This is a genomic window from Pseudomonas sp. PDM02 (assembly GCF_014852285.1).
Classification (GTDB): Bacteria; Pseudomonadota; Gammaproteobacteria; order Pseudomonadales; family Pseudomonadaceae; genus Aquipseudomonas; species Aquipseudomonas migulae.
Window position 1 is genome coordinate 267,922 of the sequence record NZ_JACVBL010000007.1, and the last position, 16,158, is coordinate 284,079.

The following is a 16,158-nucleotide window of genomic DNA, read 5'->3' on the forward strand; positions in this document are numbered from 1 at the left end:
GGCCAGTCGGACCAGACGAGCCTTCCTAACTCGCTTCAAATAACGCCATGGCTTCGACATGCGCCGTCTGAGGAAACATATCGAGAATCCCGGCACGTTTTAACCGGTAGCCCTGCTTGATCAATTCCACTGTGTCGCGCGCCAGCGTTGCCGGATTGCATGACACATACACCAACCGCTCGGCACCCATCGACTTGAGCTTGCGCACCACCTCGAAAGCACCGTCACGGGGTGGGTCCAAGAGTACCGCACAAAAGCCTTCGCGCGCCCATTCGGCATCGGTCAAAGGCTGGGATAAATCGGCCTGAAAAAACTTCGCATTATGAAGATTGTTGCTAGCGGCGTTCGCGGCTGCCCGCTCGACCATCGCCTGCACACCTTCGACTGCCACCACTTCGCGAACCGCCTTGGCCAGCGGCAAGGCAAAGTTACCCAACCCACAGAATAGATCGAGAACGCGCTCATCCGCTGTCGGCTTCAACCAGTCCAGCGCCTGGGCAACCATCGCTTCGTTGACCGCCGCGTTGACCTGAATGAAGTCTCCCGGCCGGTACGCCAGGTCCAAATCCCACTGTTCAAGGCGATAGCCCAAAGACTGATCGGCTTGAACCGGTTGTGGCTCGCCCTCTCCATGCAGCCACAATTGAGCTTCATGAAACGAGCAGAAATCCTTGAGGATCGTCAGATCGGATTCGGACAACGGCGCCATGTGCCGCAGCAAAACCGCCAACGACGAACCACTGAACAATTCCACATGCCCCAGCGCCTGAGGCTTGCTCAAGCGGCGGAGCATTTCCGGCAAGCGGGTCATGATCGGCTGCAAGGGCTGTACCAGCACCGGGCATTCGTTGATCGCAACGATGTCCTGACTGCCAGCGGCGCGGAAACCGACTTCAAGCTTTTTCGCTTTCATGTCCCAGCGCACCGCTACACGGGCGCGACGGCGGTAAGCGAATTCCGGACCGCTTAACGGCGCGGCCCATTCTTCGGGCTCGACACCGGCGACCTTCGACAATTGCTCGGCGAGCATGCGCTGTTTCAGGGCAAGTTGTTCGGTGTGCGGCAGATGTTGCACGCTGCAACCGCCACAGCGACCGGCATGCGGACACGGTGCCGGGCGACGCAGTTCGCTGGCCTGGAACACACGCTCGGTGCGCGCCTCGACTACTTTGCCGTGGGCGCCCAACACGCGCGCCTCGACCTCTTCACCGGCCAATGCGCCGATGACGAACCAGGTGCGACCTTCGAAAAACGCGATACCGCGACCGTCATTCGCCAGGCGCTCTATAGTCAGGCGCTGCTTTTTGCCGGTCGGAATTTGCGGGGCCTTGCTGCCGCCGGTGGGCTGGAAGCGCAGGCCTCTCTCGTGCTTGGCCATCAGTTGGGCGCGTCGAAAATGCCGGTCGACAAGTAACGGTCGCCACGGTCGCAGATGATCGCGACGATCACCGCGTTTTCAACTTCTTTGGACAGGCGCAGCATCGCTGCCACGGCACCGCCCGAGGACACGCCGCAGAAGATGCCTTCTTCGCGAGCCAGACGACGGGTCACGTCCTCGGCTTCGCTTTGCGCCATGTCGACGATGCGGTCCACGCGATCGGCCTGGTAGATCTTCGGCAGGTATTCCTGCGGCCAGCGACGGATGCCCGGGATCGCCGAGCCTTCCATCGGTTGCAGGCCGATGATCTGCACGTTGTCGTTCTGCTCTTTCAAGTAGCGCGACACGCCCATGATGGTGCCCGTGGTGCCCATCGAACTGACGAAATGGGTGATGGTGCCCTCGGTCTGACGCCAGATTTCCGGGCCGGTGGTGGTGTAGTGCGCTTCCGGGTTATCTCCGTTGGCGAACTGGTCCAGCACCTTGCCACGGCCTTCGGCTTCCATTCGCTGAGCGAGGTCGCGTGCGCCTTCCATGCCTTCTTCCTGGGTCACCAGGATCAGCTCGGCGCCATACGCCGTCATCGCGGCTTTGCGCTCGGCGCTGGAGTTGTCCGGCATGATCAGGATCATCTTGTAACCCTTGATCGCGGCGGCCATGGCCAGGGCGATCCCGGTGTTGCCCGAGGTCGCTTCGATCAGTGTATCGCCGACGTGGATCTGCCCACGCAACTCGGCGCGGGTAATCATCGACAGCGCCGGCCGGTCCTTGACCGAACCCGCCGGGTTGTTCCCTTCGAGCTTGAGCAAAAGGGTATTGCTGGTGGCGCCGGGCAGGCGCTGCAAACGGACCAGCGGAGTGTTGCCGACGCAATCGGCGATGGTTGGGTACTGCAAGGTCATGGCGTATTCGCAATCCAGACTGCGGGGGCGCCTATCATACCGGCAAACGTTGGAAGGCCATATCACGCAAAGTGCGGTGCTTATGGCTTATGGGAATAAGGGACTGATTCAGCCTTCTTTCGCCTGCGCAGCATTCAAGGCATAGAACTCATGCAGCTTGGCCTGAAGCAATTGTTTGTCCGGTAGCTGAACCTGGTACTCGGCAATCAGCGCTGGCGACAGACTGCGATTAAGGGCGTACTCGACCACTTCACCTTCCTTGCTGGCACAAAGCAATACCCCAATGGCAGGGTTTTCGTGGGGCTTGCGCTCACCACGATCCAGCGCTTCCAGATAGAAATTCAGCTTGCCCAGGTACTCCGGTTCGAAACGACCGACCTTTAGTTCAATGGCCACCAGACAGTTGAGCCCACGGTGGAAGAACAACAGGTCCAGGGCGAAATCCCGGCCGCCAACTTGCAGCGGGTATTCGGAACCGACAAAGCAGAAATCGCGGCCAAGCTCGATCAGAAACTCCTTGAGGCGTGCCAGTAAACCCTGATGCAGATCGGTTTCGGCGTGGGTGCCGGGCAGGTCGAGAAACTCGATCATGTAAGCGTCGCGGAATATCTCAAGTGCCGAGGGGTGAGTTTGTTTCAGCGCGGCGGAGGCTTTTGCCGGTTGGGTGATACTGCGTTCGAACAGTGCAGCCTTTAACTGGCGTTCCAGCTCGCGCTTCGACCACTTTTCCTGAACGGCCATACGCAGATAAAACTCGCGCTCTTCCGGGTGTTTGCTTTGGCTTAGGACGATCATGTTATGGGTCCAGGGTAATTGTCTCACCAGTGGTGAGACAATTGCGTTGCCCCGATAAGTCTCGTAGAACTGGCGCATACGGAACAGATTTGGCCGGGTAAAACCACGCAACCCGGGTTGCGTCCGGGCCAGATGCTCAGCCAACTGACTGATCACGGCATCACCCCATTCAGCCAGTTCCAGCTTGCGACTGATATAACCACCAACCTGCCAGTACAACTCGATCAGCTGGGTATTCACCGTCTGTATCGCCTGTTGCCTGGCACCGTGAATCAGTGCAAGCACTTCATTGAAACGGTCGTCGGTTGTGTTGCCGGGAACGTGGATTGCAGTCATGTCTGATTCCTTGAACATGAGTTAAAGCGTGAGCTTAAACCGTCAAAGATGCTTGAAATGACCGGTGATACCCTTTGGGAAATGTCGTACACAATCTCGGGAACGCTCCGGCAAAATCAGAGCGGTGGTGGATGGGAGGGCCTCTTCGCGAGCAGGCTCGCTCCCACAGGGAATCAGGGGGGGATCACACCATTTGCGGTCGGCACACATCCACTGTGGGAGCGAGCCTGCTCGCGATGGCGTCATCAGCCACCAACCGCATGTTCAGCCGCAACCCTGCCCCAGTGTTCTCAGCCCAAAGCCGTCCGCCCTGGCGCTGTACCGCATTCCTTGCAATGCTCAGCCCCAACCCGAACCCGCCATTCCCCGGCCGCGAACCATCGAGTCGAGTGAACGGCGAGAAGATCCGCTCAAGATCCTCTTCAGCCACCCCGCCCCCTTCATCCTCCAGCCACAGATGCCAGTAACCGCCTTCACGCCGTCCATCCAGACGCACGATGCCGCCCTTCGGTGAATGGCGAATGGCATTGCGCAAGATGTTTTCCAGGGCCTGGGCCAAGGTGTTGAGATTGCCGCGCACCCAGCAGGATGAATCCACCGCGCACTGCAATTGGTCGGCGGGGCAGCAACTTTCATAGCAGGCGTTGTCCGTGAGCATTTCCCACAGTGCCTGAATCTGGATCGCCTCGTCGGGCAAGGGCGTGCGCTCGGTGTCGAGCCAGGCCAGTTGCAGCGTGTCTTCGACCAACCGTTGCATGCCATCGACTTCGCGGCCAATGCGTTCGCGCAGTTGCACCAGACTTTGCTCACCCTCGCTCGCCACGCGCAAACGGCTCAAGGGTGTGCGCAATTCGTGGGACAGGTCGCGCAGCAGTTGTTGTTGCAGGGCCACCGTGCTTTGCAGGCGCTCGGACATGTGATCGAACGCGCGGCCCAGCTCACCCAGTTCATCGCAGCGATTGGTCGTGCGGCTCGACAGGCGCACGCCCAACTGGTCGGCGCGCCACGCATTGGCCTGCTCGCGCAGTTGATTGAGGGGCACGACCAGCAATCGATACAGCCCGACGCACAACAGCAAGGTGAACAGTCCGGGAATCACGCCATTGGTGATGACGCGCCAGAACACCCGGTAGCGCCCCGGCTTGAACCGCTGGGGCAGTTCGATCACCAGGCTGCCGACGGATGAGTCGCCGGGAAACGGTACGCGCAGCCACGGCAGGCGTTTTTTGTGAATGGGCCAGTCCAGGCCACGCAGAAAAGTCAGGCGCTGGATTTCCTGGTCCGTCAGCGATTGGCTGCTCAACGACTGCAAATCGCCGCCAATCACACCCACCCAGCCCTTTTCACGCTGTCGCATATCCTGCAGCCAGGCATCGACACCTGCGCTCTGCCCCTGCTCCCATGCCTGTTCGGCTTCGGCAGCAAAGCGCGTCAGAGTGCCTCGGGCTTCGTCCGACAGGAACTGGTTGCGCTGTTCCATGTAGCGGCCCCAGGACCAGCTCAGCCAGATCATCAGCAGACAGAACGCCACCAGCAGACAGGCGAGTTTCCAGAACAGCGAATGCCTGCCCGGCAGGTCAGACCACTTCATGGTCAGCACTCAGGACATAGCCCTTGCCCCACACCGTGCGCACTTCCCGCTCGGTGTAGCCGATGGCCTTGAGCTTGCGACGGATCTGGCTGATGTGCATGTCGAGGCTGCGGTCGTGAGCCGCGTAACCCCGTTGCAACACGTGCTGATAAAGGAAGGCTTTGCTCAGCACCTCATCGCCGTTGCGATGGAGGGTGTCCAGCAACCGGTACTCGCTGCGGGTCAGGCCGGCGGCGTGTTCGCCATAGAACACCTCGAAGCATTCATCGTCGAAACGCAGGCTGTCCGCCACCAAGGCAACCGGCGCCACGGCCGGGCGACGATCCAGTGCGACGCGCCGCAGGATCGCTTCGATGCGCACGCGCAACTCGGCCATGCTGAAGGGCTTGGGCAAATAATCATCGGCGCCGAGGCGGAAACCGCTGATGCGATCGGCTTCGGCGCCCAGTGCCGACATCAGCACCACCGGTGTGGAATGGCTCTGGCGCAATTGGGTCAGCACGTTCAATCCGTTCATGCCCGGCAGCAGAATGTCCATCAGCACCACATCGAAGGCTTGCTCACGGGCAATCGCCAGGCCTTCCTGGCCGTTTTGGCACCAGGTCACCTGGAAACCGCTACGACCCAGTTGCTCGTGCACATAAGCACCGAGCACCAGGTCGTCTTCGATGGAGAGGATTCGGGGATGGCCAACAGAGATGGGAGTCATGAGTATCTGCAAATAATTCTCAGTTGATGATTATTCAAGATTGCCTCGCCGGGGGCAACCCAAGGTTTGCCAGCCACGCAAAAGCGCTGGACTGCCCGACGAATGACGTCATCAATTTTACGAGGATTGCCCGCAAGCAAATCGCTACACTGCGCAAGTGGCGTGTACCGGATGTACGCGCAGGTTCTTAAATGGCTGGATGCAGGAGAGAGGCGTGCTCAAGAAACTGGGAATAAAAGGCCGCGTGCTGTTGCTGACCTTGCTGCCAACCAGCCTGATGGCCTTGGTGCTGGGCGGCTATTTCACCTGGATGCAGCAATCCGACCTGCAAACCCAACTCATGCAGCGTGGCGAAATGATCGCCGAACAGCTCGCGCCCCTTGTCGCGCCGGCCATGAGCCACAAGGACACCGAACTGCTGGAACGCATCGCCACCCAAGCGCTGGAAACGCCCGATGTGCGCGCGGTGACGCTCCTCGCCCCGGACCGCTCGTCGCTGGCGCATGCTGGCCCGACCATGCTCAATCCGGCGCCGCTGGGCAATGGCTCGCAAATGCTGCGCCGCAGCGGCAACGATGCGACGCGTTACCTGCTGCCGGTGTTCGGCAAGCACCGCAACCTGGCCGGTGACCTGATACCCGAGGAATCTGACCGCTTGCTGGGTTGGGTCGAACTCGAACTGTCCCACAACGGCATGTTGCTGCGCGGTTATCGCAGCCTGTTCGCCAGCCTGCTGTTGATCGGCGCGGGCCTCGCCGGTGCGGCGCTGCTGGCATTGCGCATGGGCCGTACGATCAATCGGCCGCTGAGCCAGATCAAGCAAGCGGTGGCGCAGCTCAAGGACGGTCACCTGGAAACCCGCCTGCCGCCGCTCGGCAGTCAGGAGCTCGATGAACTGGCGTCCGGCATCAACCGCATGGCCGGCACCCTGCAGAACGCCCAGGAAGAATTGCAGCACAGCATCGATCAGGCCACCGAAGACGTGCGCCAGAACCTGGAAACCATCGAAATCCAGAACATCGAGCTGGACCTGGCGCGCAAGGAGGCCCTGGAAGCGAGCCGGATCAAATCCGAATTCCTCGCCAACATGAGCCATGAAATCCGCACGCCGCTCAATGGCATTCTCGGTTTCACCCACTTACTGCAAAAAAGCGAACTGACCCCACGTCAGCTCGACTACCTGGGCACCATCGAAAAATCCGCCGACAGCCTGCTGGGGATCATCAACGAGATCCTCGACTTCTCGAAAATCGAGGCCGGCAAACTGGTGCTTGACCACATTCCGTTCAACCTGCGCGATTTGCTCCAGGACACCCTGACCATCCTCGCCCCGGCCGCCCACGCCAAACAACTGGAACTGGTGAGCCTGGTCTATCGCGACACGCCGCTGTCGCTGGTCGGCGATCCGCTGCGCCTGAAGCAGATCCTCACCAACCTCGTAAGCAACGCGATCAAGTTCACCCGCGAAGGCACCATCGTTGCCCGCGCCATGCTCGAAGACGAGCATGAAGACAGCGTGCAACTGCGCATCAGCATTCAGGACACCGGCATCGGCCTGTCGAACGAGGACGTACGCGCCCTGTTCCAGGCCTTCAGCCAGGCCGACAACTCGCTGTCCCGGCAACCCGGCGGCACCGGCCTGGGGCTGGTGATTTCCAAGCGCCTGATCGAACAGATGGGCGGCGAGATCGGCGTCGACAGCACGCCGGGCGAAGGCTCGGAATTCTGGATCAGCCTGAGCCTGCCGAAAACCCGCGACGACGCCGAAGACCTGCCCGCTCCGCCGTTGCTCGGACGCCGCGTCGCCGTGCTGGAGAACCACGAACTGGCCCGTCAGGCGTTGCAGCATCAACTGGAAGACTGTGGCCTGGAAGTCACCCCGTTCAATACCCTGGAAAGCCTGACCAATGGCGTGACCGGCGCGCACCAGACCGATCTGGCGATCGACCTCGCCGTGCTTGGCATCACCAGCAATGACATGCCGCCGGAGCGCCTCAACCAGCATATCTGGGACCTCGAGCACCTCGGCTGCAAAGTGCTGGTGCTGTGCCCGACCACCGAACAGACGCTGTTCCACCTCTCGGTGCCGAACCCGCACAGCCAGCTCCAGGCCAAACCGGCCTGCACGCGCAAGTTGCGCCGGGCCTTGTCCGATCTGGTCAATCCGCGCCAGCAACGTAGCGATCCCGGTGAGCCGGTGTCCAGCCGCGCGCCGAAGGTGCTCTGCGTCGACGACAACCCGGCCAATCTGTTGCTGGTGCAAACCCTGCTCGAAGACCTTGGCGCCAAGGTGCTTGCAGTGGAAAGCGGCTATGCCGCCGTCAAAGCGGTGCAGACCGAGACCTTCGACCTGGTGTTGATGGACGTGCAGATGCCTGGCATGGACGGGCGTCAGAGCACCGAAACCATTCGCCAGTGGGAAAGCGAACGGCATTGCACGCCGCTGCCGATCGTGGCCCTCACCGCTCACGCGATGGCCAACGAAAAACGCGCGCTGCTGCAAAGTGGCATGGATGATTACCTGACCAAACCGATCAGCGAGCGGCAATTGGCTCAGGTGGTGTTGAAGTGGACCGGCCTGGCATTGCGCAATCAGGGGCCCGAGCGTTCCAGTGACAGTCACGGCGGCAGCCACGAGCTGCAAGTGCTGGATCACGAAGAAGGGTTGCGGCTGGCGGCGGGCAAGGCGGATCTGGCGGCGGACATGCTGGCGATGTTGCTGGCATCGCTGGAAGCCGACCGCGAAGCCATCCGCTTCGCCCGGGAAACCAACGATCACAACGCGTTGATCGAACGCGTGCACCGCCTGCACGGCGCCACCCGTTATTGCGGCGTGCCGCAGCTGCGCGCTGCCTGCCAGCGCAGCGAAACCCTGCTCAAGCAACAGGACCCGAAGGCTCCGGGCGCATTGGAAGACCTCGACCGGGCCATCAATCGCCTCGCGGCGCATGCCCGTATCAATGCTTGATGCAACGCAATCCGTTTGATTGCCACGGGCGTAAGCTCACCGCAATCCCTTGTAGGAGCATGGCTTGCCAGCGAAGGGGCCCTCAAACCCTTCTTCATTCTGGAGGGCGCCTTCGCTGGCAAGCCATGCTCTTACAGGGTATCCGGCAGGCCTGAAGTTTTCGGCGACAGGCATACAGCGTGTTTTTTCCAGGAGGACGCCATGCGCACCATTCTTTTCAGCAGCCAGACCTACGACCGCGACAGTTTTCTCGGCGCCGACCTCCCTGCCGGCATCGAGCTGCACTTTCAATCGGCGCGACTCAGCCTCGACACGGCAGCGCTGGCGGAACATCACGAAGTGGTCTGCGCCTTTATCAATGACGACCTCAGCGCCCCAGTGCTCGAACGCCTTGCGGCGGGCGGCACACGCCTGATTGCCCTGCGTTCGGCCGGCTACAACCATGTCGACCTGGCGGTGGCGAAGCGCCTGGGGTTGTCGATTGTGCGGGTTCCGGCCTACTCGCCCCACGCGGTGGCCGAACACGCGGTGGCGCTGATCCTGGCGCTCAACCGTCGTTTGCACCGTGCCTACAACCGCACCCGCGAAGGGGATTTCAGCCTCCACGGGCTGACGGGGTTCGACCTGGTGGGCAAAACGGTCGGCGTGGTCGGCACCGGGCAAATCGGCGCGACCTTCGCGAAAATCATGAACGGTTTCGGCTGCCGGCTACTGGCCTATGATCCTTACCCCAATCCACAGGTCGAAGCCCTCGGCGCACGTTATTTGAATTTGCCCGAGCTGTTGGCCGAGTCGCAGATCATCAGCCTGCACTGCCCGCTCAACGAGCAGAGCAAACACCTGATCAACCGCGAGTCACTGGCGCACATGCAAGCAGGCGCCATGTTGATCAATACCGGTCGCGGCGGTCTGGTGGACACACCGGCGCTGATCGACGCGCTGAAAGACGGCCAACTCGGTTATCTGGGGCTGGATGTGTATGAAGAAGAGGCGCAGCTGTTCTTCGAGGACCGTTCCGACCTGCCGCTGCAGGACGATGTGCTGGCGCGCCTGCTGACCTTCCCGAACGTGATCGTCACCGCGCATCAGGCCTTCCTGACCCGTGAAGCCCTGGGTGCAATTGCCGCGACGACGTTGCAGAACATTGCAGCCTGGGCGGCAGGCACGCCGCAAAATCAGGTCGAGGGCTGAGCGGATCAGATCTTGGACAACAGGATCATCAAGGCCAGCCAGCCAAAACCGAGCAAGCGTTGGCCTGTTGAATGCCCGGGACGCAGCAGGAACCAGACAAAAAACGGTGGCAGAAAGAAAATCATCAGTTTCAGCCACAGCTCCACCGGACGCGAACCGTTGAGCGTCGGAGCAGGAACCGCAGCCTCGACGCCGGCTTTGCGTTTACGCCCGAACGCGGCCGGCGAAACCTTGGCCACGCTCTCGTCTTGCGGTAAACGTCCGAAAGACAGTGGCGCCTTCGACGTTGCCGCTTGCGCCTCTCGTGTCGGCGCACCGCAATGAACACAAGCAGGCGCCGTTGAACTGATGCGTTGCTTGCACTCAAAACATTCGATTAACGCCATGTCCGTTCCTTAGAAATGCAAAAGCGGCAGTTTGCCATGAGTCGGCAGGTCATTTGAACCTGATCGAAGGTCATCTGCTTGCGCAATGCTGCGTGCAGGCCCGTGCTAGCATACCGCGCATATTTGGAGGACCCATGGTCGAACACGATTTCCGCTATAACCTGATGAACCCGCAACACACCCTCACCGAATGCCGCGCCCTCGTGCCGGGGCGTTATCAAGTCACCGGCAACGGCGGCTCGATTCGCAACAATGACGTGCTGGTCGTGACCCTCAAAGGCGCCAAGGACTTGTCCATGCGCCTGACCGTCGAAACGGTTCGCCATTTGATCAACCCGCCTGGTCAATGGGTCGCGGTGGCCAGTGGTCCGGTGTTCGGTGAACTGGCGATCCACACCTGGAAAGTCAACTGCGACAGCTGCGCCAAAGAGCTGAGCTTCGAGTTCGCGGTCGACGCCAAACTGGGTAACAAGGCTGAAAAGCCTGCCGCCACCGCGCGGATCGCCGAGTTGGGCTGGACCGCCGTCGGTGAGAAGCACCTGTGCCCGAAATGCCAGGAGCCTGCGTGATGAAACGCCTTGCTCTGACCGCAATGGTCGGCGCCAGCCTGCTGGGCTGTGCCGCCGAGCCGGTAAAATTGCAGCAGAACCGCAGCTACATTCTGGAATGGATCGGCGAACGCCCGCTGATGGATTACAGCCACCTGACCGTCACCCTCGGCGAAGATGGCCGGGCCTATGGCAACGGCGGCTGCAACCACTGGTTCGCACCGTATACGCTCGAAGACGACAAGCTGAGTTTCGGCAAGGTCGGCAGCACGCGCAAACTGTGCGCGCCGGCGTTGATGGAACAGGAAAAGCGCTTCCTCCAGGCCCTGGAAAACGTGCAGCGCTGGGATGTTTCGCCGATCGACCAGATGCGCTTCTGGCCGGCCGAAGGCAAGCCGCTGCGTTGGTGGCTTGAAGAAGGCTAAGCCTTGCCGGCGACAACGGCGGGCCAATCACCATTGATGTCGCCTGATACGATTTCCCCTGTAGGAGCCGGCTTGCTGCGGGCGGCGTTCCGACGATAGCGGTGTGTCAGGCGACATAAATGCTGACTGATTCACCGTCATCGTCGGAACGCCGCCCGCAGCAAGCCGGCTCCTACAGGTCCGTGTGAATCAGTTCGTTGCTTTTAACGCCTCAAGCTTCGCCATCAGCCCCGCCGCTGTCTGCTCACCCATCAACTGTTCCCGCACCTTGCCCTTGTTATCGATGATGTACGTCACCGGCAACGCCTCGCTGCGCGGCAGTTCAAACAACTCTGCCGGATCCGAAGCCAATACGGTGAACCTGATCCCCAGTTTCTCGCTGGCGCTTTTCAGCTCTTCGCCCTGCACGTTGTCGAAGTTGACCCCGAACACACCGATCTTCTTGTCCTTCAACTGCTCGGCCAGCCCGTTCAATTCCGGGATCTCGGTTCGGCACGGGCCGCACCATTCGGCCCAGTAATTAAGCACCAGCCATTGTTTGTCCAGACGTTCGGCGGCGACTTTTTGGCCGTTCTGATCGATGCCATAGTCATTGCCGCAGCCCCCCAACATCAGCGCACCGATGATCGCCAATGCCGCTGCCAATCGCCTTGTCATGTCGTGATCCTTGTTCAAAATTGAATGCGCCTGCGACCCATCGCCTCCCAAGGTTCTGGATTACGCGCTGCACAGTTAGAATAGCCGTCACCTTACGCAAGATGCGACCCGCACATGACCGATCTGACGCTTTATCACAACCCGCGCTGCTCGAAATCCCGCGGTGCGCTCGAACTGCTCGAAGCCCGTGGCCTGACGCCGACCGTGGTGCGCTACCTCGAGACCCCGCTGGACGCCGCGCAATTGCAGAGCCTGCTGAAAAAGCTCGGCCTCGGCGCCCGGCAATTGCTGCGCACCGGTGAGGACGAGTACAAGACCCTCAACCTCGCCGACGCGAGCCTGAGCGAGGCGCAATTGATCGCCGCCATCGCTGCGCACCCGAAACTGATGGAGCGACCGATTCTCGAAGTCGGCGACAAAGCCGTCATCGGCCGTCCGCCGGAGAACGTGCTGGAGTTGCTGCCGTGAGCGCGCCGTACATTCTGGTTCTGTATTACAGCCGTAGCGGCTCGACCAATGAAATGGCGCGGCAGATCGCCCGCGGTGTCGAGCAGTCCGGGATGGAAGCGCGCCTGCGCACCGTGCCGGCGATTTCCACCGAGTGCGAAGCGGTGTCGCCGGACATTCCGGACGAAGGCGCGCTGTACGCCAGCCTCGACGACCTGAAGAACTGCGCAGGCCTGGCCCTCGGCAGCCCGACGCGTTTCGGCAACATGGCCGCACCGCTCAAATACTTCCTCGACGGCACCAGCAACTTGTGGCTGACCGGCGCCCTTGTCGGCAAACCGGCCGGGGTGTTCACCTCCACCGCGAGCCTGCACGGCGGTCAGGAAACCACGCTGCTGTCGATGATGTTGCCGCTGCTGCACCACGGCATGCTGATCACCGGCCTGCCTTACAGCGAATCCGCGTTGCTGGAAACCCGTGGCGGCGGCACGCCTTATGGCGCCAGTCATCACGCCGGCGCCGATGGCAAAAGCGGCTTGAATGAACATGAAGTGGCGCTGTGCCGGGCCTTGGGTCTGCGCCTGGCAAAGACCGCACAAAAGTTGGTGAGCTGAAATGGCGAAAAAGCCGAAGATCCTGCCTTCCATTGAATGGCTCGAACCGCGGGTTCGGGCGATGCGCGTCATCAGTCTGCTGTGCTACTTCGGTCTGGTGGGATTGCTCTGCGCTTATTACCTGGTGGTCGCCGACCTGCATGGCGCGCGGCCGTGGGTGATTCTGCTGATCGAACTGGTGCCGCTGCTGTTGCTGGTGCCGGGGATGATCGTCGGCAGCGCGCGCGGGCATTCGTGGATGTGTTTTGTGGTGAACCTGTATTTCATCAAGGGCGCACTGGCGGCGTATGACCCGAACCGGCAGCTGTTCGGTTTGCTGGAGATGGGCGCGAGCCTGGCGGTGTTCTGCTCGGCGCTGTTGTATGTGCGGTGGCGGTTTCAGTTGAATCGCAAACTGGCGGGTGAAGGCGAAATCTCCGTCGCCTGACAGATTGCAATCGCTAGCAGGCTAGCTCCCACAGGGGATTTGTGTACGCCACAGATCCAATGTGGGAGCCAGCCTGCTGGCGATTGGCCGGGCGACTCGGTGTCAATGATTGGCGGTGTACGCCAGCATCATCGAGATCTGGCTCATCGGCCGACCGCCGCTTTCTTCATGCCACTGGTTGAACACGCCCTGCACCGTGGCCAGGTCCCGCAGGCTGGTTGGCACTTTATCGACGATTTTCTGCGCATTCAGCGCCGCCACCACGTCATAACTCGGCACGAAGGTGTCCTTGCCGACCATGCGCAAAAATCTCGGTGCCGACAAGCCACCCAATTGATGACCGTGCTTTTTCAGGTAGGTCCACAAGCCGACGATATCGGTCACCGGCCAATCGGCGATCAACTCGCCAAAGCTGCCTTTCTCATGGGCCACGTCCAGCACGAACTGCGCATTGCGTGGCACGCTCTTGAGTTTGCCCAGGTGGCGGATGATCCGCGCGTCCTGCATCAGGCGTTCAAGGTGTTCGGCGCTCATCAGCACGACTTTTTCCGGGTCGAACTTGAAGAACACTTCTTCGAAGGCAGGCCACTTGGCGTCCACCAGGCTGTGCTTGAGCCCGGCGCGGAACACACGCAGCGCCATGGTCGAGAGGTAGCGATCGTCGCTGATATCGCGCAATTGCGCCGCAGTCTTCGGAACGGGCAGATGGGCTTCCAGTTCGGCTGCGAAACCGAAGCGGTTCAGACAGTATTCGTGCAGCCACTTGTAATCGCGCATGCCCTCTCCTGAGGAGTCAGTGAGTAGACCAATGTGGGAGCCAGCCTGCTGGCGATAGCGGTGGGTCAGTCAACGTCTGACTTACCGCTATCGCCAGCAGGCTGGCTCCCACAGTGATGGTGTTTAGAGGTTTACTACGTTAACGAACCGCGACATGGCGGTTTCGTCGATCCGCAGGTTGGTGAAGTCGAACAGGTTGCGGTCCGCCAATTGCGACGGGATCACGTTCTGCAAGCTGCGGAAAATGCTTTCGGTGCGGCCCGGCGTCTTGCGCTCCCACTCCTGCAGCATTTCCTTGACCACCTGACGCTGCAGGTTTTCCTGGGAGCCGCAGAGGTTGCACGGGATGATCGGGAATTGCTTGAGGTCCGAGTAGGCCTGAATGTCTTTTTCGTTGCAGTAGGCCAACGGGCGGATCACCACGTTGCGGCCGTCGTCGGCGCGCAGCTTCGGCGGCATGGCCTTGAGCGAGCCGTTGAAGAACATATTGAGAAAGAACGTTTCGACGATGTCGTCGCGGTGGTGACCGAGGGCCATTTTGGTCGCGCCGATTTCGTCGGCAAAGGTGTAGAGCGTGCCGCGACGCAGGCGCGAGCACAGCGAGCAGGTGGTCTTGCCTTCCGGAATCAGCTCCTTGACCACCGAATACGTGTCTTTCTCGACGATGTGGTATTCGATACCCAGGGTTTTGAGGTACGCCGGCAGCACGTCCTCAGGGAAACCCGGCTGTTTCTGGTCCATGTTCACGGCCACGATCTCGAACTTGATCGGCGCGACCTTCTGCAAATGCATCAGCACATCGAGCATGGTGTAGCTGTCCTTGCCGCCGGACAGGCAGACCATGACCTTGTCGCCGTCTTCAATCATGTTGAAATCGGCGACAGCCTCACCGGCCTGACGGCGAAGGCGCTTTTGCAGTTTGTTCTGGTTGACCGTGAGAGTGCCCATGACGCGAGATCCGTGAGGTGTGACGAAAGGCCGGCATTTTACGCAAAAACCCCTCGGTGGCGAAGAGCCCCCTATCTCCTGTAGGAGCGAGCCTGCTCGCGATGGCGGTGTGTCAGTCCAAACAGTCATGCCTGATACACCGCCATCGCCGGCAAGCCGGTCTCGCTCCCACAGGGATAACGTTGACAGTGCCAGTGGCGATTAACAGGGGGATTTACAGCGCGATTTGCTCTAACGCCCTACAACCTGCGGGGTTAAGACCTTTCTATACTGCGTCATAAGGTCGCACACATATCCAGACCTTTACTTACTTGGCCACTTTGGCCTGTAGGCGCTCCACTGGGGGGCGACGGTAAAAACAAGAGGAGTGACTGGCATGATCCATCACGTAGTGGGGCTCTTCACCCACCCCGACCAGGAATGGAAAGAAATCCGTGGCGACCAAGAGGAAAGCATCAGCCACATGTACCTGACCCACACGCTGATTCTGGCGGCGATCCCCGCCGTGTCGGCGTTTATCGGCACCACGCAGGTCGGCTGGGTAATTGGCAGCCGGGCACCGGTGATGCTGACGCAGGAAAGCGCGCTATGGATGACGATCATGTCGTACGTGGCGATGCTCGGCGGCGTTGCCGTAATGGGCGCGTTCATCCACTGGATGGCCCGCACCTATGACGCCAACCCGAGTCTGGCACGTTGCGTTGCGTTTGCGACCTACACCGCGACCCCGCTGTTCATAGGCGGCCTCGCGGCACTGTACCCACACATGTGGCTAGGGATGATCGTCGGGACGGCGGCCATCTGCTACACGGTGTACCTGCTGTATGTGGGGCTTCCAACTTTCATGAACATTCCATCTGACGAGGGATTTCTGTTTTCAAGTTCGGTGCTCGCCGTCGGTTTAGTCGTACTGGTGGCGATCATGGCGTTCACTGTCATTGTCTGGGGACTCGGCGTGGGGCCGGTCTACACGAACTAGTTACGCCCGCCACCCAAAATCAAGATCTGCCAATACAGGCCGCCGCAAGGCGGCCTTTCAATGTGGAGGGTAACGACCAT

General features: G+C 60.6%; 17 protein-coding genes. 8 read left to right on the forward strand and 9 right to left on the reverse strand.

Annotation, left to right across the window (positions count from 1 at the left end):
- Positions 1 to 25 precede the first annotated feature (25 nt).
- From rlmD to IB245_RS14710, 5 genes are all read right to left on the reverse strand, one after another.
- A complete protein-coding gene (gene rlmD / locus IB245_RS14690; protein WP_008029319.1) occupies positions 26 to 1,378 on the reverse strand; it encodes a 23S rRNA (uracil(1939)-C(5))-methyltransferase RlmD in 1,353 nt (450 codons plus the stop codon).
- Positions 1,378 to 2,280: a cysteine synthase CysM gene (cysM, locus tag IB245_RS14695; RefSeq protein ID WP_008029320.1), complete on the reverse strand. Its 903-nt coding sequence runs from the start codon at positions 2,278 to 2,280 to the stop codon at positions 1,378 to 1,380. The genes rlmD and cysM overlap by 1 nt, the downstream gene beginning before the upstream one ends.
- 108 nt (positions 2,281 to 2,388) lie before the next feature.
- A complete protein-coding gene (locus IB245_RS14700) occupies positions 2,389 to 3,411 on the reverse strand; it encodes a PDDEXK nuclease domain-containing protein (protein WP_192227937.1) in 1,023 nt (340 codons plus the stop codon).
- A gap of 184 nt (positions 3,412 to 3,595) precedes the next feature.
- Complete coding sequence (locus IB245_RS14705; protein ID WP_192227938.1) at positions 3,596 to 5,002, reverse strand: sensor histidine kinase; 1,407 nt, start codon at positions 5,000 to 5,002, stop codon at positions 3,596 to 3,598.
- Positions 4,989 to 5,711 (reverse strand): response regulator transcription factor, encoded by a 723-nt coding sequence (locus tag IB245_RS14710; protein ID WP_008041637.1) that lies wholly within the window; start codon positions 5,709 to 5,711, stop codon positions 4,989 to 4,991. Before IB245_RS14710 ends, IB245_RS14705 begins: the two co-directional genes overlap by 14 nt.
- A gap of 214 nt (positions 5,712 to 5,925) precedes the next feature.
- Here IB245_RS14710 and IB245_RS14715 point away from each other — a divergent pair, with 214 nt between their 5' ends.
- Positions 5,926 to 8,679, forward strand: a complete 2,754-nt coding sequence (locus IB245_RS14715; protein ID WP_008029326.1) for a response regulator — start codon at positions 5,926 to 5,928, stop codon at positions 8,677 to 8,679.
- Between the two features lie 201 nt (positions 8,680 to 8,880).
- Positions 8,881 to 9,870: a 2-hydroxyacid dehydrogenase gene (locus IB245_RS14720; protein ID WP_192227939.1), complete on the forward strand. Its 990-nt coding sequence runs from the start codon at positions 8,881 to 8,883 to the stop codon at positions 9,868 to 9,870.
- A gap of 5 nt (positions 9,871 to 9,875) precedes the next feature.
- Here the strand turns inward: IB245_RS14720 and IB245_RS14725 are convergent, their stop codons facing one another.
- The gene (locus IB245_RS14725) at positions 9,876 to 10,256 is read right to left on the reverse strand and encodes a hypothetical protein (protein ID WP_192227940.1); all 381 of its coding nucleotides are present in this window, start codon (positions 10,254 to 10,256) and stop codon (positions 9,876 to 9,878) included.
- A gap of 134 nt (positions 10,257 to 10,390) precedes the next feature.
- Between IB245_RS14725 and IB245_RS14730 the strand changes: the two genes are divergently transcribed.
- A complete protein-coding gene (locus tag IB245_RS14730; protein ID WP_008029332.1) occupies positions 10,391 to 10,825 on the forward strand; it encodes a hypothetical protein in 435 nt (144 codons plus the stop codon).
- Complete coding sequence (locus IB245_RS14735; RefSeq protein WP_192227941.1) at positions 10,825 to 11,229, forward strand: META domain-containing protein; 405 nt, start codon at positions 10,825 to 10,827, stop codon at positions 11,227 to 11,229. The genes IB245_RS14730 and IB245_RS14735 overlap by 1 nt, the downstream gene beginning before the upstream one ends.
- Positions 11,230 to 11,418: 189 nt before the next feature.
- On the opposite strand, the gene IB245_RS14740 is transcribed toward IB245_RS14735, so the two are convergent.
- Entirely contained in the window at positions 11,419 to 11,886 is a 468-nt protein-coding gene (locus tag IB245_RS14740; RefSeq protein ID WP_192227942.1) for a TlpA disulfide reductase family protein, read from the reverse strand.
- 114 nt (positions 11,887 to 12,000) lie between these two features.
- Here IB245_RS14740 and arsC point away from each other — a divergent pair, with 114 nt between their 5' ends.
- From arsC to IB245_RS14755, 3 genes are read left to right on the forward strand one after another with little or no spacing between them, the layout of a single operon-like run.
- Positions 12,001 to 12,354: an arsenate reductase (glutaredoxin) gene (gene arsC / locus IB245_RS14745; RefSeq protein WP_008029340.1), complete on the forward strand. Its 354-nt coding sequence runs from the start codon at positions 12,001 to 12,003 to the stop codon at positions 12,352 to 12,354.
- Positions 12,351 to 12,947, forward strand: a complete 597-nt coding sequence (gene wrbA, locus IB245_RS14750; protein ID WP_008011647.1) for an NAD(P)H:quinone oxidoreductase — start codon at positions 12,351 to 12,353, stop codon at positions 12,945 to 12,947. The genes arsC and wrbA overlap by 4 nt, the downstream gene beginning before the upstream one ends.
- A 1-nt stretch (position 12,948) precedes the next feature.
- Entirely contained in the window at positions 12,949 to 13,374 is a 426-nt protein-coding gene (locus tag IB245_RS14755) for a DUF2069 domain-containing protein (protein WP_192227943.1), read from the forward strand.
- A 102-nt stretch (positions 13,375 to 13,476) separates the two neighbouring features.
- Here the strand turns inward: IB245_RS14755 and IB245_RS14760 are convergent, their stop codons facing one another.
- Complete coding sequence (locus tag IB245_RS14760) at positions 13,477 to 14,151, reverse strand: DNA-3-methyladenine glycosylase I (protein ID WP_192227944.1); 675 nt, start codon at positions 14,149 to 14,151, stop codon at positions 13,477 to 13,479.
- A gap of 123 nt (positions 14,152 to 14,274) precedes the next feature.
- Positions 14,275 to 15,099, reverse strand: a complete 825-nt coding sequence (gene ttcA / locus IB245_RS14765) for a tRNA 2-thiocytidine(32) synthetase TtcA (RefSeq protein ID WP_008029346.1) — start codon at positions 15,097 to 15,099, stop codon at positions 14,275 to 14,277.
- Between the two features lie 376 nt (positions 15,100 to 15,475).
- On the opposite strand from ttcA, the gene IB245_RS14770 reads away from it, so the two are divergent.
- Positions 15,476 to 16,078 (forward strand): Yip1 family protein, encoded by a 603-nt coding sequence (locus tag IB245_RS14770; protein WP_008029348.1) that lies wholly within the window; start codon positions 15,476 to 15,478, stop codon positions 16,076 to 16,078.
- Positions 16,079 to 16,158: the final 80 nt, after the last annotated feature.